Source organism: Cellulomonas sp. P22, from assembly GCF_044392165.1.
In genome coordinates, this window is record NZ_JBISBW010000006.1 from 192,551 (window position 1) to 210,877 (window position 18,327).

The window sequence follows — 18,327 nt, forward strand, 5'->3', positions numbered from 1 at the left end:
CACCCCGGCGGCGAACGGGCGCACGGTCGAGCTGACCCGCGCGCGTTCGAATGGTGGGGATGGCTGGCGCCATCGGCCCCTGAGGACTGCTTCCTCACTTCTCGGTCAGCTTGTCCGATACGGAAGATCAGCGGGGCGCGTGAGGCCGCCCTCGCACCGACCAAGGGATCGATGGACATGCCCGCTCGGAGCCGCCGAACAACTGCTGCCGTGGCAACGGCCCCCCTCGTACTGGAGAGCTCGTCGCACATCCTCACGATGAACTGGACGGAGCGGTCCTGATGCAGATCTCCGGAACGGCCGCGAACTACGCGACTGGCGCACGGCCTCAACGCAGTCCAGGGCCCAACGCGCTCGAGAGCCTCACGGATGAGGACCGTGCGTTCATTGCGGCGAGCACCGGTGTCGCTCTCACAGCCGACTCGATCGCGGCTCCCGCCGCTGCTTTTGACATCGCGTACGACCGTCAGGCTGGCATCCTGACCGGACAGATCGACCGCAGCTATTTGGACTCCGTCCTGTTCCGGTCGGAGGCCAGCGTCGCGGAGCAGACCAACGATCTCGGTCACGGGTCGAACGACGCCATCGAGTCGAGTCGCGACTACTACCAGCAGTGGTGGCGGGCCGCTGTGGTCGCCCTCGGCGAGGACACCAGCTCGGTCGACCTGGACCTCTGAGTTGCTCGACGCGGACCCATACTGCTCGACAGGGGGTTTCCGCGTTGTCATGGGCGCCGCCGACACGTCGGTACTTCTTGTACTTGGGTGGGCCGCGGCGTGCGACAGACCGAAACCGGACGTGGAGCGCCGACTGTCGTCGGGGCGACCCGATGGCCCCGCTCACCAGCTGCCCGAGTGGGCGGCTCCTGCCTGGTCCGTCGACGAGTTCGACGCAAGGGCGGACTCCGCCCTTGCGTCAGCTCACATGTCGCACTCGCAGACGTGGTTGAACTCCACGACCTGCTCGCCGACCTCCGGGTGCGCCCACGCCTCCGCCTCGGCGCGGCTGCAGAACGACCGACCGGCCAGACGTCCATTCGCAAGAAGGACGCCGACCTCGATGTCCTCGCGGGGGTCCGCCTGATCGGTGGTGGACGCAGGTGCTGTGGTCATGCGGACCTCCACGATGAACGGCGTTCGGTGTCGTCCGCCTCAACGCTCACGCGGGCGCGTCTATTCAGCGGCCGGCGGATGGATCTGGGACGCGACCAGGACAGGCGTGCACATCCGTGCGCTGAGCACGACCGCGGCCGGCAGTTGGTGCTGTGGCTCCCCAGGAGCCGTGAACCGCAGCGCGTCCCCGCCGTGCACGGTGGGCGGGACGAAGAACATCAGCGCACCCGACCCGCGCGCGGACGGCCAGTACTGCTGGACCCGGCCGCGGGCGACGACCGCACGCTTGTCGTAGGCGGTCACCGGACCGGACCGGTGGGCTTCCTCGAGGGCGCGGAGGTCCTGCTCGCGCACCTCGCCGTCCAGGACGGCGTCGCTGAGCGCGTCCCCGCTGGCGTAGAACAGCGCCGTCTGCGTGTGCTCCACGTCGAGCAGCGCCGCCGACGGCGTCGCGACCCCGAGGAGGTCGAGCACGGGGAACGCGGCAGGGATCGGGGTGAGGACCCGGCCGGGGAACGGCTCGAACTCCTGGCTCGCGAGCGCCGGGGTCCTCTTTCCCTGCCACCAGGTCGTGGCGGGGAACTCCAGCTGTGCGGGGTCGTACGTCGGCCAGCTCACGAGTACATCCGATCGATGGTCCTGGCGAGCAGGACCGTGGTGTTCATTCGGGCAGAGGCCACGATCACGTCACGAACCACGGCGGGCAGGTCGGTGGCGCTCAGCCTCACCATCAGCCCGTCCACGTTCGACAGGTCGTACTCGCCTCTCACGGTCGGCGCGCAGACCAGGGCGTACTCCCCGGTCACGTCCGAGTGTGCGGGCCACAGGCGCAGCAGGTTGCCGCGGTGCGCGATCGCGCGCTTCTCACGGGTGAACAAGACCGCGCGGTCGAAGTTGAACCAGTCGTGCTGCTCACGAGTCATGTCGGCGGGATTCACGTGGGCGTCGCTGACCTGGTACCCGATGCTGTAGAACCACGCGGTCGTCGCGTGCTCGAGATCGAACAGCGGCGCGGTCCCCGCATCGCCCAACGTCCCGGTCTCCAGACGCGGGAACGGCACAGGTGTGGGGACAGCGGGCGACGTGGCGTGCCATGACGTGTCGTCGGTGAGGGCGGCCAGCCATGCGGGGTCGATGCGCGCGGGGACGTACCCGTCCGGGAGCGCGTCGGTGATGGGTGGGCTCATGGACTGGATCGTGCCACCTGCAGAACTGACCGACCAGGTCCACGAAGTGCGGTGCCTTCGTGTGGAGGTCCATCGCCCGCAGGTCCTCGATAGCCCCGGTCGCCACCTGCCCGAGTCGCCGCCTCCTGCTGTGGCCCCTCGACGAGTTCGGCGGGTTCACTCGACCCCGGCCCACCCCGCTACCGTTTCGCGTGCTCCGCTGCCGATCACGGTAGAGTTCACGCGTCCGAACCAGCCCCGTCAGGGTCCCCGACGGACACCTCGGCACGAGTCAGTCTCCGCCAGAACCCGCGCGGGAATACCGCACGAGCTTCTGACCACGTTGCTGACCAGTGCCACGCGCCTGTAGCTCAGGGGATAGAGCACCGCTCTCCTAAAGCGGGTGTCGGCAGTTCGAATCTGCCCAGGCGCACTGTGTGTTGTTGCAGGTCAGGAGCGGTGGGTGTGCGTCGACTGACGTCACCGCGGTCCTCGCGCGGGCCTTGTGGTCAGCAAGCCCCGCAGCGGACGTTCGATGCCACGCGTGAAGTCAGTTGATCGGCCGGATCGCCGTCGCCTCCGCGGCCGCCGTCGTCAAGAAGGCCTTCGCGTAGATCTCCAACGCTGCCGCCTGCGCGGCTTCCATGTCTTGCGCGAGGGCCGCCGACTGGGCTTCTCGCTGTTCCGGGGACCAGTCCGGCACCGGGTCAGGTGCGGGACGGACGACGACGTCGAACTCGAATTCGGTCCTGATGCGTGGCCCGTAGGTGCAGACGGCGGCCGGGCACCAGAGGTCGAGCACGCCGGAGCCGTCGTCGATCGCGACGCGGCGGCCCGCGGCGGAGGCGGCGAGGCTCGTGACTACAGCGCGCACGGTCCCCTCCGATACGGCGCCCGTGGCGGCTTGCTGGAGCAGGTCGGAGATTGTTGTCGTCGCGCCCCGCAGTCGTCTCTTCTCGGGCGTTAGCCCGTCGGCGAGCAACCAGTGCTCCGGCCATGCAAGGACGTCTTCGTCAAGCTTCCGGACGTGCCCGAAGTGGTGAAGAGGCTGCGCCGCTGAAAGGCGCACGCTCAGCGCGTCCTCCCATCGGTCGTCTGGATCGAACTCGATGTACGAGTGGGTCTCGAGCTGATGATGGACGAATTCCCCCAGCTCGATCATCGTGGCCAGCAAGTCGACAAACGCTGACAGCGTGGGGAAGAGCAAAGAGTAGGGCGAGCCGGCGTAGGCCCAGCGAAACACGGGTCCTCCGCTTCCCCGACCGTCCTCCAGCTCGACGAAGAGGAACCCGTGGCTCTCGTACGCGACGGGAAAGAGAAGACGTGGCGTCATGCCGGGGAACTCGTCGCGGTGCGACTTCCAGCAGTGCAGCGCGAACGCGGCGTCGGTCGGATGCGGATACGGGGCGACGCTGATCGATGCCGGGTCGACGCGCTGCCAGAATCTCTCGAGTTCTGGGGGCAGGCGCAGCGGGGCGATCTCGGCGCGGATCTCAGCGAGGACTGCGTCGACGTCCTCCGCCGGACGGATCGGGGGCAGGCCCCGGCTCTTGTACGCAGTTTCGAGGTGGTCCAGGGCTTGGTCGATCATCTGGGGTTCCTTGGTCACTGTGGAGAAGTCGGCGCGCCGGGCGGCGGAGTTGAGGGAGGCATCGCCACGTCCTTGGCACATCAGGACTGACTCCCGGCGTGGGCGGGTGTTGGAGGAGCATCGGCATCCGTTCCATAGCCACCCAGCGCGCTTCGGAGAACAGGTGGGGGTAGAGGTCCATCGTCATCATCGCTGTGGCGTGCCCGAGGATCATCTGGACCGCCTTCACGTCGGCGCCGGCGGCGATGAGGAGCGAGCGGCGGTGTGGCGGAGGTCGTGGATCGTCGTGCCGGCCAGGCCGACCGCCTGCGTGGTCTCGGTCCAGCGGGAGCGGACCCAGAAGTTGGTGTTGGTCCAGATCGCGCCCGTCGGGCTGGGGAACAGGTGCGACCCGGGCTGGGACTCTCGATCTGGTCCCGGACGTAGGTCTCGAGCGTCGGCGGGACCGGCTCAGTGCGGGTCTGGTGCGCCTTCGTCGTTCCGAAGATCGCTCCGCTGGTTCGCGTCGACTGCGGAGCGGCCACCACACGAACTACCGGCGTGTACTTCCGCAGTTCAGTGCGTTATCCACGGGCAAAGATCGAACTTCTAAGCGGGTGTCGGCAGTTCGAATCTGACCAGGCAATGTTTGTGCTCACTGGGGATTTCCGTGACGTGAGCGTCCGGGCTGCGGTGTCCGTTCGGACGACAGCGGACGTCGGAGGCACGGCCGGTTCCAACCACTGCGGCCTCGACCAGCAGGGTCGGTCATCTGGGGCGCAAGACCGTCTGGGGGCACCGTCCCATGCCACGCGCGCAGCGACGAAATCGGGCGAAGGGTGGACTGCCTACGGCGCAGCGGCGCCCCTGACCCCTCCCCTCGGCGGTGGCTCAGTGATCTCACGTCCGTGGTGTTGCCGGTGTCGGCGCGACGCTGCACGCTGTAGCCCTCGTCCCGACGGAGGGCACCATGGGCAAGCTGATCTACGCGGCCAACATCTCGCTCGACGGATTCCTGGAGGACGAGTCAGGTTCGTTCGACTGGTCCGTGCCTGACGAGGACGTGCACGCGTTCTGGAACGAGCACGAGAGCCACATCGGCACGTCGCTCTATGGGCGCCGGATGTACGAGACGATGCGCGTCTGGGAGAGCGACGACTGGTTGGCGGACGAGCCTGCGGTGGTCCGCGAGTACGCGAACATCTGGCGCGACACCGACAAGATCGTCTACTCCTCCTCGCTCACCGATGTCTCGACCGCGCGCACGACGATCGAGCGGAAGTTCGAGCCGGCGGCAGTGCGACGGCTCAAGGAGTCCTCCGGTTCGGACCTGAGCATCGGAGGCGCGGGAATCGCGGCGGAGGCGTTCCGGCAGGGTCTGGTCGACGAGTGCGTGCTGCTGCTCTGCCCGGTCGCTGTGGGCGGCGGCAAGCCGGCGTTGCCCCGGGGCGTACGGCTCGATCTCGAGCTGCTGGACGAGCGACGGTTCGACAACGGCGTGATCTACGTGCGCCACGCGGTCCGGAACTCCGCCTGAGGCCTGCGGCCCCGGGCGACTGCTTCTGTGCCAGCGCACGCGGAAGATGCCGCTGCGACGTCAGCCGGATGATGATCGGGACGGGACAGGGCCCCCACCCGTGGTCGCCGGGCGGCATGAGGTGTCGTGAGCTGTTCCTGACCAAGCGGTGGATGGCCTGCGGGTAGGCTACGAACCACCACACCAGAGCGTCGGCCGTCAACGGTCCGCCCTCTCGTGCAGCGGGTGTCGGCAGTCGAATCTGCCCAGACGCACTGTGTCTGACGTCATGATGAACCGTCGCGCCAGGTGAGCGGAGTGCGGCGGACGCCCATGGGCGTAGGCGTGGGCAGATGGATGACGCCTGTCGCCCACGGAGTGAGCACGGACCCGCGATCGGCGCAGGCGGGGATGCTGCACCGTGCCCTGTGCTGTCGCCCGAGGCAGCCGTGGCGTGGCGCGCTGTGCCGCAGCAGCGGTACGGACGTACGAAGGAGGAGATGTGGCTCGACCAGGTCAACGCGGGTCCGGTCGCGCGCGCACCGACTCCGGCGCCCAGCGCCGCCGCCCCCAGCGTCCGGCTGAGCAGGGGATCATCCCCGTGCTCGCCGAGGTCGCCCGCGAGGTCGACAACGCCGTGCGACGCCCCCCGACACGCCCGGCGGTGCGCACGAAGTTCCAGGTCGTGGCGCTGCTCGTGCGTGAGGAGCGAGCCCGGTTGATGGCTGACAGCGGCCTGTCCGCGTCAAAGCGCACCGAGCAGCTCAAGCGGCTCGACGGGGTGGCGACGCAGCTGGCGAAGACCGCCGCCCGGGACACCTCGCTGCTCGAGCTTCTCGCTGAGGACGCTCGGGTCACCGACGCCGCGCGTGCCTTCAAGGCGACCGTGATGCGCGCCGGCGGGCTGGAGCCGCCGGAGGAGCCCGAGCCCGTGGCGCCGCCCGCGCCGTCGTTCAGCGCCGCGCCCCAGGTGGTGCCCCGCTCGGTGATCTCGCGCCAGCTGGCGAACCCGTTCCTGGCTCCGGACTACGAGGCCGCGGCCGAGCGGATCGCGACGCGGGCCCGCCGACTGGCCGGCTGGGAGCTGCTCGAACCGCTCTTCAGGTCGTTCGAGCGCGCCGCGACCGGCGCGCCAGCCTGCATGCCGCTGCCCGATCCGCGCCCGGTGCACACGCCTCTCGGCCGGGAGCTCATGCCGCACCAGGCCCGGGTCGTCACCGCCACGGCCCGCGGTCACCGCACGTTCCTGCTCGCGGACGAGCCCGGGCTCGGCAAGACGGCGCAGGCGCTGCTCGCCGCCCAGGTAGCCGACGCCTACCCGCTGCTGGTCGTGGTGCCCAACGTGGTGAAGACGAACTGGGCGCACGAGGTCGAGCTGTGGACGCCGCACCGTCGAGCCACGGTCGTCCACGGTGACGGCGACCAGGTCGACGGGTTCGCGGACGTCGTGATCGTGAACTACGAGCTGCTGGACCGGCACGTCGGCTGGCTCGGCGACCTGGGCTTCCGCGGCATGGTGGTCGACGAGGCGCACTTCATCAAGAACAAGACGTCGCAGCGCTCGCAGCACGTCCTGGCGCTGTCCGAGCGGATCCGCGCCCGCACCGGCCGCCCGCTGCTGATGGCGCTCACCGGCACCCCGCTGATCAACGACATCGAGGACTTCCGGGCGATCTGGCAGTTCCTCGGCTGGATCGACGACAAGCAACCGCTCGGCGCGCTGCAGGGCGCCCTCGAGGAGACCGGGCTCACCCCGGCCGACCCGGGGTTCTACTCTGCCGCGCGGGCCAGCGTGATCGACATGGGCATCGTGCGCCGCCGCAAGGTCGACGTGGTCGCCGACATCCCCGCCCGCCGCGTGGCGGACCTGCCGGTCGAGCTCGACGGCGCCGCCGGACGCTCGATCCGCGCCGCCGAGGTCGCGCTCACCCGTCGCATGGTCGAGCGCTACCGCGCCGCCATGGAGGTGCGCAGTGCCGAGGGGGTCGCGGACGGGATCGACCACGAGCTCGTGCGCCGGGTCGCGGCTGCCGAGCTCAAGGACTCCAGCTCGAAGGCCAGCGGCGAGAACGTGTTCACGATGGTCCGCCGGATCGGCCAGGCCAAGGCAGGGCTGGCCGCCGACTACGCCGCGCAGCTCTCCCGCAACGTCGGGAAGGTGGTGTTCTTCGCCAAGCACGTCGATGTGATGGACCAGGCCGAGCAGACCTTCGCCGACCGCGGCATCCGTTACGCCTCGATCCGCGGCGACCAGACGCCCAAGGCGCGCGAGAAGAACATCGCCGCGTTCGTCGACGACCCTGAGGTGTCGATCGTCGTGTGCTCCCTGACGGCCGCCGGCGTGGGGCTGAACCTCCAGGTCGCCTCCAACCTGGTGCTGGCCGAGCTGTCCTGGACCCACGCCGAGCAGACCCAGGCCATCGACCGGATCCACCGGATCGGCCAGTCGGAGCCCGTCACCGCGTGGCGGATCATCGCCGCGCAGACCATCGACTCCAGGATCGCCCAGCTGATCGACAGCAAGTCGGGACTGGCCGCCCGGGCGCTCGACGGGGCAGCCGACGAGGATCTCCCCTCGTCGACCGACGTCCAGCTCGAGGCGCTGGTCGGGCTGCTGACCGACGCGCTCGCCGCCGAGGGCATGGGCTGAGCCACGAGCAGGGCGCCGCTGCCGTGGATCAGTGTGCGTTGATCAGGCCACCTGGCCGCTGAGCCAGTTCTGCCACGCCTCGGTCTCGGTCGACGGGTCTCGGTTGTCGAAGTAGTGCGCGGTCGCGAAGACCATGTCGTTGTAGCCGTGGATCAGCATGTACATCGCGTCGTCGGTCTGCATGCCCACGAAGCTCGGCGGGCTCGCGAACTGCACGGTGCCGTCCACCGGCTCGATCCCGGGCACGCTGAGCCGCGCCGGCTGACCGTCCGCCGCGTCCTCGCCGACGCCGACCGCCGCGGTCAAGGCCGCCCACGAGTCCTGGGTGATCGGTCCCGGCAGGAAGAGTGAGCTCGTCGCGGTGCGCGGCGCGAAGTGGTTCAGGTAGAAGGCGAGATTGGCCATGTAGAGGCGGTCGCCGGCGGACAGGGCGTTGTACTCGCCCTCCCAGTCCTCGCCGAGGAGACCGCTGTGCGCCACGCGCACCACCGCGCCGCCCCCGTCTCGCGCCTCGATGAGCCACTCGTATGCCGTGAACGTGCCGTCCGGGTTCTCGTCCTCGTGCCACGCGTAGCGGTGACCGGGCTCCCAGGCCGTGATGGTGCCGTGGGACACCTCGCCGAACATCTCGAACCTGACGGTCTTCGTGGCGCTGTCGATCTCGGTGCGCCCCATGAGCCAGGAGTCGACTCCCGGCCCCGACGCGATCGCCTCCCACACCTCGTCCGGCGTGGCGTCGACGGTGAACTCGTCTCGGATCTCGAAGGGATGCGTCATGACGGCTTCTCCTCTGCTGGAGGGTCGGCGCCCGCGGTGATGCTCGGGTGCACCGCCACGACAAGGCGGTGCGGTCGACCGGTGTCGGTGTCGTACCTGCTGATCAGCTCGGCGAGCGTGTCCGTGAGCTCACCCACGAACGCGGCACGGTCTGCTGGCTTCGCGAACCGCACCTCGGCGTCGAGCCCGAACGTGGCGAGCGGCTTGTTGGCCCGCGCCGCCCCGTTGATGAGCGTGCCCGTCTCCCGAACGAGCCGCGCGGCGAGCGCGAGCAACCAGCGCGCGGACAGCCGATCGGGCGACTGAGCCGGATCGGGCGCGACCGCGGCGAGCGCGGCCGGCGAGATCACGTAGGCCGCTGCGGAAGCCCGCACGACCCGCTCGGTCATGTTGCCCTTGCGTCGCTCCTCGACCAGCTCCACCAGACCGTGCTGCTCGAGGACCTTGACGTGGTAGTTGACCTTCTGCCGGGCAAGTCCCAGCCGTGCCGCGAGTGTGGTCGCGGTGTGTGGCTCGGCCAGCGCTGCCAGCATCCGGGCCCGGATCGGATCGAGCGAGACCTCCGCGGCTGCGGCGTCCTCGATCACTGCGACATCGTGCATCTCCCAACGCTGTCACCGACAATTCCTGTTGTCAAGACCGCAAGAACTGTCGGTGAAGCGTCCTCTATGGCTCGTGCTCACCCGCCACAGCCATCGCAGACCTCGGGCCGGGGCCGGGCGCCAGGGAGCAGAGCGGGTTCCGTACTGGAAGCACACATGACCGGGTGGTCAGCCCTCCGCGGCGGACCGCGGCCGCCGACACGGCGACGAGGATCACGGCATGTCGACGAACCCTAGATGCCGGAACAGGCGCGCAGCCCGCTCGTTGGCGACGCTGACCCACAGCGCGACGGAGTCGTACCCGTCGGCCGCGAGCGCCTGGCACACCCGCCCGACCAGCCGCGTGGCCACCCCTCGACCCACCGCGTCCGGCACGGTGAAGAGAAACGCGACGAGGGGCACGTCGTCGGAGAGCACGGTGACGGCGGCTCCGACTGGCTGGCCGTCCTCGAGAGCCCACAGCCCGGTGGGCAGCAGCACCATCCACACCAGCGCGTAGTCGCGGATCATCACCGCGAAGAACAGGTCGAGGCCCACACCGACCACGAGCCCGAGGGCGTGCAGAGCGACCCGGCAGGAGCCAGCGCGCGCCTGCGGCAGGCGCGACCTGACCCGTCTGCCGCCTCCACCTTTCGATGCAACCTCCGACGTTCGTCCCTCTGCCCGGCGCGGCACGAGGCCCCCGATTCCTAACGTCAAGTCACGTCACCGACACACTTCGACGAGAGGACCCCCGATGAGCGTCATCACAGCTGAGGCCACCGCACCTCCCCGGCGCGGCGGCGCGCTCGACGTCGTCCGGCGCCGCCCGATCCTGTCGTTCTTCGTGCTGGCGAACGCGGCCAGCTGGATCGCGTGGATCCCGTACATCCTGTCGCTGCACGGCCTGGGCGTCTGGAACTTCCAGTTTCCGGGCGGGGCCATCGGCGGACAGCTCCTGGGCATGCTGCCTGGCGCCTACCTCGGCCCCATCGGCGCCGCGCTCTTCGTGACCGCGGTCGCGGACGGCCGTGCGGGGGTGCGTGCGTGGGTGCGGCGGCTGTGGCGGTGGAAGGTCAACTGGGGGTGGTACGTCGGCATCCTGGTCGGCGTCCCCGCCGCGATGGTGCTGTCCGCGCTGGTGTTCTCCGGCGGTGAGGCGCAGCTGCCGCGCGTGACCATTCTGGTTCCCCTCGTCGTCGGGCTCATCATGCAGATGCTGACGACCGGGCTCGCGGAGGAGCCGGGCTGGCGCGACTTCGCGCTCGTTCGCGTGCAGCGACTCCTGGGCGCACCCTCGGCGGCGGTCATCATCGGCGTCATGTGGGGCGTGTGGCACCTCCCGCTGTACCTGACGGAGTGGGGCGGCTGGCCCGACGTGCCCTGGTACCGGCCGGTCGAGCTCATCGCGTTCTGCGTCGCGTTCAACGTCGTGATGACGTGGGTGTTCAATCGGACCGGGCAGAGCCTCCCGATGGCGATGCTGCTGCACGTGAGCATCAACAACACGGCAGGGACCGTGTGGGGCGAGATGTTCCCCGCGATGCACAGGGACATGGGCCAGCACGCGCTGCTGGTGGGGGCGACGGTGGCCGCGGTCGTGGTGCTCATCGGCACCCGCGGGCGCCTCGGCTACCAGCCGGAAAGCCTCGACAGCGAGAGCGCTGACCAGCGCGTGGCGGCGCGTCTATCGTGACGTGGGTGATCGAGCGCCTCGCTCAGCACGGCCGCCGGACGGCGTACGTCGTCCCGGCGGCCTGCTGGGTGCTGTCGATGAGCCTTCTCGCCGCCTCCGTGATGGTGCAGCAGTCCGACCCGTCGGCCGCCCGTGGCGTGCCGGGGTTCGGCGACGCGGCGTGGTGGTGGTCGGCAGCGGTGCTGACCCTGCAGGCGGTCGTGCTCTGGGGGTGGCGGGCGTACCCCCGCGCCGCGCTCCTCGCGGTGGCCGCGGGGCTGCCCGCGCTCATGTTCCTCGGCGAGGCCATCGGTGTCGGCCTCGTGGCGGTGCTCGTCGCGACGTACCGGGCGGCCCTCGCGCCGCCCGCCCGGCGGCTCGCGCCGACCCTGCTCGGGGCCGGCGCCCTGGTGGCCGTGGGCGTCACCGCCGCCGGGATCCGGACCAGCAGTGCGGGGTCGGCCGCGGTCGTCGGGGGTCTGCTGCAGGGGTTGGCGGCAGTCGGCCTCCCGCTCTTGCTCGCGATCCTCGTCGGCGCACGGCGTGAAGCCGACGCCGCGCTCGCGGGCACGGCCGAGGCGCAGAGCCGGGAGCGTGACGCCCTGGTGCAGGTGGTCGTCGAGCGGGAGCGGACGGCGATGGCGCGCGAGCTGCACGACATCGCAGCCCACCACCTCTCGGGCATCGCGGTGATGACCGCGGCCATCGGCCGGCAGATCGACGTCGACCCGGAGGGCGCCAAGCGCGCGGTCGCGCAGGTCCGCGAGCAGAGCACGGCGATGCTGCGGGACCTGCGGAACCTCGTGGTGCTGCTGCGCGACACCGATGCGCCGTCCGACCCTGCCGGCCCGGTACGGGTGGAGACGCTGGCCGGCATCGCGGACCTCGTCGGGCGGGCGCAGGAGTCAGGTCTGGACGTCGCGCTCGAGACGTCCGGGCCCGTCGAGGAGGTGGCAGCCTCGGGCGCCATCGGCCCGCTCGCGCAGCTCGCGGCGTACCGGGTCGTCCAGGAGGCCCTGGCCAACGCCGCCAGGCACGCGCACGGGGCGCGCTGCACCGTGCGGCTCGACGTGCGCGAGGGCGAACACGTCGAGGTGCTGGTCCGCAACAGCGCACCCGGCCGCGGCGAGGCGCTGGTCCACCACGACCCCGGCTACGGTCTTGTCGGGATGCGGGAGCGTGCCGAGCTGACCGGCGCCACGCTCCGGTACGGGGCCACCGACGACGGTGGGTGGCGGGTCGCGCTCGCGATCCCTGTCGCAGTCGTACCTGCGGCGCAGACGACGAGCACGGGGGAGGCCTCATGAGCGACCTCAGACCGGCCCTCGCGACCGTGCGGGTGCTGGTCGCCGACGACCAGCCGCTCGTCCGCGCCGGCCTGTCCACGATGCTCGGCACCGAGCCGGGCGTCGAGGTGGTCGGGCAAGCCGCCGACGGGGCGACCGCGGTCGACCTCGCCCGCGCGCTCCGGCCCGACGTGGTCTGCATGGACATCCGCATGCCCGGCAAAGACGGCATCACCGCGACGCGCGAGCTGTGCGGCCCTGGCGTGGCGGACCCCATCCCCGTCCTCGTCCTGACGACCTTCGACGTCGACGAGTACCTGTTCGGTGCTCTCGAGGCGGGCGCGTCGGGCTTCCTGCTCAAGGACGCCGAGCCCGCGACGCTCATCGAGGCGGTCCGCTCGGTGGCCGCCGGTCACGGCATGCTCGCGAACGAGCTGACCAGGCGGGTGCTCCGCGAGGTCGTGACCCGGCGCCGGACGCAGCCCGTGACGGCCGCACGCGCGAGCGAGCTGCTGACACCGCGTGAGCTCGACATCCTGCTGCTGCTGGCGCAGGGCATGTCCAACGAGGAGATCGCGCGCGAGCTGTTCCTCGAGGTGTCGACGGTGAAGTCGCACCTGGCCCGGTCCATGCCGAAGCTCGGCGTCAGGTCGCGGCTCCAGGCGGTGGTGTGGGCGTACCAGAACGGCATCGTCGACATCGGAAGCTGATCGGGCACGGACCGCCCGGCGCCCTGCCGTCTCCCGCTACGCTCCCGCGGGGAGGTGGGACATGACCGGTTTGACCGCACCGTCACCTGGCCGATCGGAGACCCCGCGTCGGCAGCCACATCCGCGCTAGAGACAGAGGACGCTCGATGAGACCGCGGATCTCCCGGGCACCCCGGACCGTCGCCGTTCTGATGCTCCTCGGCGCAGCCATGGCGGCGTGCACGCCGGGGTCGGCCGATCCTGCGAGCGCGAGAAGCACCATGCCCGACGAGTCGCCGACGAAGTCCGGCACGGGCGAGGTCCGGCACGAGCTGGAGCCGCTGGTGAGCAGGATCCCGGCGCTGTCCGCGGCCACGGACGCGACGTGGTTGAGCGGCACGCTCGGCGACTCACGGGCGCCGGGACCCTCGCTCTACTGGATCGACGCCGTGGTCGTCCTGCCCGACGAGGCCGCTGACGGGATGCGTGCGTCGCTAGACCTTGAGCCCGCCGCGGGAGCGCCCGAGGTCGCCGACGGACTCGAAGCGACGCTGCCTGAGGGTGACCTGTTGCAGGGGGATGCGCTCGACGAGGCGTTCTCGGCCGGCGACTGGCAGACGACGGCGTACCTCGAGGCTCAGGGCAACCGCCTGGTGCTCCTGGTCGTCGGGCGATAGCGGGCGCCGGGGCGGACACCGAGATGCCCGACCGCCGTCCATCCGGCGGTCGGGCATCCCAGCGTGTCAGCGGCGGTTCGGTGGGTTCAGCGGGTGGTGGTCTGCGTCAGCGGCCCGAGCCGCCAGGGCGGGGCGTTGTCGTCGCCCGACACGTTCGGAGGCGGCGATCCGCCGGAGGATGACCGGGTTCACCGGGTCCCACCGGAGCTCATCGCCTGGACGGTCAAGCGTTGAGGGTCGCCGCCGCGGGCGTGCCGCGTCGCGCGCGAGCGGTTCCCCAGCAGACGAGCACGGCGGCGAGCGCTGTCAGCACCAATCCTCCGATCCTCACGGCGTGGCTGAACTCCGCGGCCTGCGCGGCAGTCCAGGTGGAGGCCGTGACGTCGCCGGTGAACAGCGCCGCGAGGATGGTTCCGCAGACGGCGATCCCGATGGCGGTGGCGACCTCGCTGGCGGTGTCGACCAGGGCGGCGCCGATGGTGGTGCGCTCCTTCGGGAGGCCCCTCATGACGTTGGTGCCCGCGACGACGCCGTTGACCCGCATGCCCGCGGCGACGAGCACCAGGGCGACGGCGACCCACACGTACGCGTACGTGCCCAGCGCGGCGTAGACGGACAGCCCGCACACGACGGCGGCGGCACTGAGCCACGCTGCCTTGTCGAACCCGAGTCGCTGCACGACCGGGCCGACGAGAGCCCCGCCGGCGATGAGCACGACGACCTGGGGCAGCAGGCCGATGGCCGCCTGCGCGGGCGTCCAGCCCCAGGCGAGCTGCAGCTGCAGGGTCACCAGGTAGCTGAGGCCCGCGGTCGCCAGACCCGTGGCGGCCTTGAACGCAAGACCGCTCGACACGAGCGGGCGTGCGACCAGCGCGAGGTCCAGGAGCGGGTGTCGAGCGGATCGCTCCCGCACGACGAAGGTGATCGCCGCGCCGACCGCCCCTGCGGTGATCGTCCAGGGGAGCCACGAGTCGGCCCCGATCTCGACGAACAGCGACGGCCCGATCAGGGCCAGCACGATCGTCAGGGTGCCCAGGATCGCGCCAGCGACATCGATGGGGGTGCGATGCAGATCGCTCGGGTCGTCGGTGGCGATGCCATGGCGGATGCAGACGAAGGCGAGCCCGGCGATCGGTACGTTCACGAGCAGCAGCACCTGCCACGGGGCGAAGGACAGCACGAACCCGCCGACCGTGGGTCCGAGGGCGAGCCCGATGAGCCCGACCGTGGAGATCAGCGTCGTCGCGCGGACGCGCAGCGCATCGTCGTCGAAGAGGCGGAAGGCCAGGGCGAGCGATCCCGGCGTCGTCATCGCGGCGGCCACACCCATCGCGGCGCGGACGACGATGAGCTGCTCCGCGGTCGTGACGACGGCGGTGGCCAGGCTCGCCGCGGCGAGCAGCGCCAGCCCGATGAGCATGACCCTGCGCCGTCCCACGCGATCGGCCAGGGCGCTGAGGGCCAGCATGAGCCCGCCGAAGACGACGGCGTACGCGCTCGTCACCAGCTGCAACGCTGACGCCGACGCGTGCAGCTCGCGACCGATGGTGGGCAGGGCGACGTTGAGGATCGAGTTGTCGAGCATCTCGAACAGGAACACGGCCGACAGGCCGGCGAGAGCGACCCACGCCTCGCGCAGCGTGCGAGGGGATCGAGCAGGGCGCTGGGCTGTGGCGAGCTGCTGAGCCGAAGAGGACATCTGGGCACACTCCTTCACGGGGAAGAAGTGGCGACTCATCCGATGCCGCGTGCGCGCGCCGGCCGCGAGAACTGTCCGGGCCTGCGTCTCTACTTCAGATGGCAGGACTGTACAACGAAACGGGTTCTGCGCACGTGCCGGGCAAGAGCGGGCGCCGGGGCAATCACCGAGATGCCCGACCGCCGTCCATCCGGCGGTCGGGCACCCCAGCGTGTCAGCGGCGGTTCAGTGGTTCAGCAGCTGGTGTTGGTCTGCGTCAGCAGCCCGAGCCGCCAGGGCAGCGCGTTGTAGTCGCCGGACGCGTTCGGATCCAGCCCCTGGTAGAGGTACCGCAGGTTGCAGGGGCTGATCTCCATGGTCTGGTCGGTGCCGGAGCGCACCATCTCGCCGTGGCTGATGTCGCGCGTCCAGGCGCCGGCCGGGAACGTGACGTTGTTGGCCCGGGCGAAGGGGTTGGCCTCGGTGTCGGCCAGCGCCGACCAGGAGCCGGTGATGGACGGGGCCGTCCAGGACCGGAAGTACCGCTTGCCGTCTGACCCGATGGCCTCGTGGACCATGAGCCAGCTGTTCTGCCCGGCGATCTTGTAGATGTTCGAGGCCTCGAACAGGCGGTTGCGGTTGGAGTCCTGCATCGCGATGACGGTGTTGGTGAAGCCGTTCGGGAAGTTCGCGACCGTCGTCTCCGAGCGGTACAGGTGCCCGTTGTCGTCGGAGGAGAACAGGTAGCACTTCGCGGTGTCGCAGACGGTCCAGAAGTCGACCCAGTACCCGTTGCCGATGTTGTCGCTGATGATCTGCGGCTGCGAGGAGTAGAAGTTCTTCGGAGCCGACCAGGACGCGGGGTTGGAGATGTCAGTGGTGGTCGAGTACGAGCCCCCGGCGCCGGTCTGGTAGACGAGGTACCACTGGTTCTGCGGGGCGAACCAGAACACCTGGGGTGCCGCGCGGTACCCGGAGCCGATGCCGGACCGGTCGAGGTAGTAGGGCGTCGCGGACGAGGCCTGCGACCAGTCCGTGAAGCTCGTGTACATCATGTTGTAGCCGTTGGCCCAGACCGTGGCGAAGACGTGCCACTTGCCGTTGGCGTACACGACGGTCGGGTCCTTGACCGAGGTCACGGCGTGCGAGCTGTCGGGCTTGGGGCTGATGAGCGCCCCGCTGGACGACCACCGGAAGCTCGACGGGAGGGCACCGGTGGATGCGGTCGGTGTCGGCGTGGGCGTCGGGCTGGTGGAAGGCGTCGGGGTGGTCGTGGGTGTCGGCGTGGGGTTGACGCTGCCGTTGCACAGCGTGCCGTTGAGCCGGAAGCTCGTCGGGTTGGTGTTGGTGCCGCTGAACGCACCGTTGAAGCCGAACTCCGTGGTGCCGCCTGCGGCGATCTGCGCGTTGTAGTCGACGTTGCGCGCGGTCACCTGGTTGCCGCTCTGCGTCACAGCGGCGCTCCAGGCCTGCTGCACGGTCTGGTTGCCGGGGAACGCCCAGGTCAGGTTCCAGCCGTTGATCGCGGAGCCATGGTTCGTGATCCGCACGTTGGCGGTGAACCCGTTGTTCCACTGGCTCGGTGCGGCGTACGTGACCGTGCAGCCGGCGCCGGCCGGCGGCGTGGTCGTGGTGGGTGTCGGGGTCGGCGTCGTGGTGGGTGTGGGGGTCGGCGTCGTGGTGGGTGTCGGTGTCGGGGTGGTGGTCGGGGTCGCCGCGTTGAGAGCGTCGAGCGTGGAGGTGTACGCGGCCTTCTTGTTGCCGGACGAGTCGAAGAGCAGCGGGTTCTCCCCGGTGCGCCAGGAGTCGTTGTCACGCACGCCCCACACCGTGATGCCGGTGCATCGCGCCACCGCCAGGCAGGCGCGCGTCACGGTCTGGTAGATGTTCGCCTGGTTGCCGCCCTGCGCGACGTCGAGCTCGGTGATCTGCACGTCCACGCCGAGGTCCGCGAACCGTTGGATGTTGGCCTGGTAGTCGCTCGCGATCGTCGTCCCGAGGTGGCTCTGGAGACCGACGCAGTCGATGGGCACGCCGCGGGACTTGAAGTCGCGGACCATGTTGTAGATGCCCGTGGACTTCGCGTTGATCCCGTCGGTGTTGTAGTCGTTGTAGCAGAGCTTGGCGTTGGGGTCGGCGGCGCGGGCTGCCCGGAAGGCGGCCTCGATCCAGTCGTTGCCCGTGCGCTGCAGGTTGGAGTCGCGGCGCCCGCCTGAGGAGCCGTCGGCGAACGCCTCGTTCACGACGTCCCAGGTGTGGATCTTGCCCTTGTAGTGCGTGGCCACCTGGGTGATGTGGTTGATCATGGCGTTGCGCAGGGCGGTCCCGGACAAGTTCTGCATCCAGCCCGGCTGCTGCTGGTGCCAGGCCAAGGCGTGGCCGCGCACCGTCTTCCCGTTGCTGGTGGCCCAGTTGAGGATCCGGTCGCCGTTGGTGAAGTTGAACTGGTTCTGCGACGGCTCCGTCGCGTCCATCTTCATCTCGTTCTCGGCCGTGATCATGGAGAACTCACGGTTGGCGATGGTCGTGTAGGCCGAGTCGCTGAGCTTTCCTGCCGCCAGTGCGGTGCCGAAGTAGCGACCGCTCTGTGCGGCGGCCGCGCCCAGGGTGCTGGCTGCAGCCTGGGCCGGGCCGGCCGCGGACAGTCCGGCGAGCACGAGCGCGGCGGACAGGGTGGTGGCGGCGAGTGCTTGTCGTCTCCGTCGTGGTGAGGGGGTCATGCGGGCCTCTCTCTTTCGAGCACCTGGCGTCGCCGACAGGTGGGCGGGACCGAGTGAGCCGTCCCGTTCTTCGCCAGCCGGCGGGCCGCTGCCGGACTCCTGCCTGCGGGCACGCGTGTGCGCCGCCGACCGGACCCCAGCTCGTGCGGACGTCCGTTGTCCGCGCCGGTGGGGTGTGCCTGTGGGAAGGACGAAAACGATCTCCAAGGCCGAGTGAGCGCTCACACTGG

The 18,327-nt window shown here is 70.2% G+C and carries 16 protein-coding genes and 1 tRNA gene; 8 read left to right on the forward strand and 9 right to left on the reverse strand.

Annotation, left to right across the window (positions count from 1 at the left end; genetic code table 11):
- The first annotated feature begins 281 nt into the window (after nt 1-281).
- Nucleotides 282-677: a hypothetical protein gene (locus ACGIF2_RS07545; protein ID WP_396045133.1), complete on the forward strand. Its 396-nt coding sequence runs from the start codon at nt 282-284 to the stop codon at nt 675-677.
- 243 nt (nt 678-920) lie between these two features.
- On the opposite strand, the gene ACGIF2_RS07550 is transcribed toward ACGIF2_RS07545, so the two are convergent.
- Genes ACGIF2_RS07550 through ACGIF2_RS07560 form a run of 3 tightly spaced genes read right to left on the reverse strand, consistent with a single transcriptional unit; the run spans nt 921 to nt 2,299 of the window.
- Nucleotides 921-1,112, reverse strand: a complete 192-nt coding sequence (locus tag ACGIF2_RS07550; RefSeq protein WP_396045135.1) for a hypothetical protein — start codon at nt 1,110-1,112, stop codon at nt 921-923.
- 60 nt (nt 1,113-1,172) lie between these two features.
- Nucleotides 1,173-1,730: a hypothetical protein gene (locus tag ACGIF2_RS07555; RefSeq protein ID WP_396045137.1), complete on the reverse strand. Its 558-nt coding sequence runs from the start codon at nt 1,728-1,730 to the stop codon at nt 1,173-1,175.
- Nucleotides 1,727-2,299, reverse strand: coding sequence for a hypothetical protein (locus ACGIF2_RS07560; RefSeq protein WP_396045139.1), 573 nt, complete (start codon nt 2,297-2,299; stop codon nt 1,727-1,729). Before ACGIF2_RS07560 ends, ACGIF2_RS07555 begins: the two co-directional genes overlap by 4 nt.
- 339 nt (nt 2,300-2,638) lie before the next feature.
- On the opposite strand from ACGIF2_RS07560, the gene ACGIF2_RS07565 reads away from it, so the two are divergent.
- A tRNA-Arg gene (locus ACGIF2_RS07565) sits at nt 2,639-2,711 on the forward strand.
- A 117-nt stretch (nt 2,712-2,828) separates the two neighbouring features.
- Here the strand turns inward: ACGIF2_RS07565 and ACGIF2_RS07570 are convergent.
- Entirely contained in the window at nt 2,829-3,869 is a 1,041-nt protein-coding gene (locus tag ACGIF2_RS07570; protein ID WP_396045141.1) for a hypothetical protein, read from the reverse strand.
- 949 nt (nt 3,870-4,818) lie between these two features.
- On the opposite strand from ACGIF2_RS07570, the gene ACGIF2_RS07575 reads away from it, so the two are divergent.
- Nucleotides 4,819-5,385 (forward strand): dihydrofolate reductase family protein, encoded by a 567-nt coding sequence (locus tag ACGIF2_RS07575; protein ID WP_396045143.1) that lies wholly within the window; start codon nt 4,819-4,821, stop codon nt 5,383-5,385.
- Nucleotides 5,386-5,866: 481 nt separating this feature from the next.
- Nucleotides 5,867-8,014, forward strand: coding sequence for a DEAD/DEAH box helicase (locus ACGIF2_RS07580; RefSeq protein WP_396045145.1), 2,148 nt, complete (start codon nt 5,867-5,869; stop codon nt 8,012-8,014).
- 42 nt (nt 8,015-8,056) lie between these two features.
- Here the strand turns inward: ACGIF2_RS07580 and ACGIF2_RS07585 are convergent, their stop codons facing one another.
- The 3 genes from ACGIF2_RS07585 to ACGIF2_RS07595 form a co-directional block, all read right to left on the reverse strand.
- On the reverse strand, nt 8,057-8,791 hold the full coding sequence (locus ACGIF2_RS07585) for an SRPBCC domain-containing protein (protein ID WP_396045147.1): 735 nt from the start codon (nt 8,789-8,791) through the stop codon (nt 8,057-8,059).
- Entirely contained in the window at nt 8,788-9,393 is a 606-nt protein-coding gene (locus ACGIF2_RS07590) for an ArsR/SmtB family transcription factor (protein WP_396045149.1), read from the reverse strand. The genes ACGIF2_RS07585 and ACGIF2_RS07590 overlap by 4 nt, the downstream gene beginning before the upstream one ends.
- Nucleotides 9,394-9,606: 213 nt before the next feature.
- The gene (locus ACGIF2_RS07595) at nt 9,607-9,939 is read right to left on the reverse strand and encodes a GNAT family N-acetyltransferase (protein ID WP_396045151.1); all 333 of its coding nucleotides are present in this window, start codon (nt 9,937-9,939) and stop codon (nt 9,607-9,609) included.
- Between the two features lie 190 nt (nt 9,940-10,129).
- On the opposite strand from ACGIF2_RS07595, the gene ACGIF2_RS07600 reads away from it, so the two are divergent.
- The 4 genes from ACGIF2_RS07600 to ACGIF2_RS07615 all read left to right on the forward strand — a co-directional run bounded on the left by ACGIF2_RS07600 (nt 10,130) and on the right by ACGIF2_RS07615 (nt 13,699).
- Nucleotides 10,130-11,068, forward strand: coding sequence for a CPBP family intramembrane glutamic endopeptidase (locus ACGIF2_RS07600; protein ID WP_396045153.1), 939 nt, complete (start codon nt 10,130-10,132; stop codon nt 11,066-11,068).
- A 5-nt stretch (nt 11,069-11,073) separates the two neighbouring features.
- Nucleotides 11,074-12,354 (forward strand): sensor histidine kinase, encoded by a 1,281-nt coding sequence (locus ACGIF2_RS07605; RefSeq protein WP_396045156.1) that lies wholly within the window; start codon nt 11,074-11,076, stop codon nt 12,352-12,354.
- Nucleotides 12,351-13,043 carry a response regulator gene (locus tag ACGIF2_RS07610; RefSeq protein ID WP_396045158.1) on the forward strand — a complete coding sequence of 231 codons (693 nt, stop codon included), beginning with the start codon at nt 12,351-12,353 and terminating at the stop codon, nt 13,041-13,043. The genes ACGIF2_RS07605 and ACGIF2_RS07610 overlap by 4 nt, the downstream gene beginning before the upstream one ends.
- Nucleotides 13,044-13,303: 260 nt before the next feature.
- The gene (locus tag ACGIF2_RS07615) at nt 13,304-13,699 is read left to right on the forward strand and encodes a hypothetical protein (RefSeq protein WP_396045160.1); all 396 of its coding nucleotides are present in this window, start codon (nt 13,304-13,306) and stop codon (nt 13,697-13,699) included.
- Between the two features lie 223 nt (nt 13,700-13,922).
- Here the strand turns inward: ACGIF2_RS07615 and ACGIF2_RS07620 are convergent, their stop codons facing one another.
- Together ACGIF2_RS07620 and ACGIF2_RS07625 are read right to left on the reverse strand one after the other, a co-directional pair.
- Entirely contained in the window at nt 13,923-15,398 is a 1,476-nt protein-coding gene (locus tag ACGIF2_RS07620) for an MFS transporter (RefSeq protein WP_396045162.1), read from the reverse strand.
- Nucleotides 15,399-15,631: 233 nt separating this feature from the next.
- A complete protein-coding gene (locus ACGIF2_RS07625; RefSeq protein WP_396045164.1) occupies nt 15,632-18,097 on the reverse strand; it encodes a non-reducing end alpha-L-arabinofuranosidase family hydrolase in 2,466 nt (821 codons plus the stop codon).
- Nucleotides 18,098-18,327: the final 230 nt, after the last annotated feature.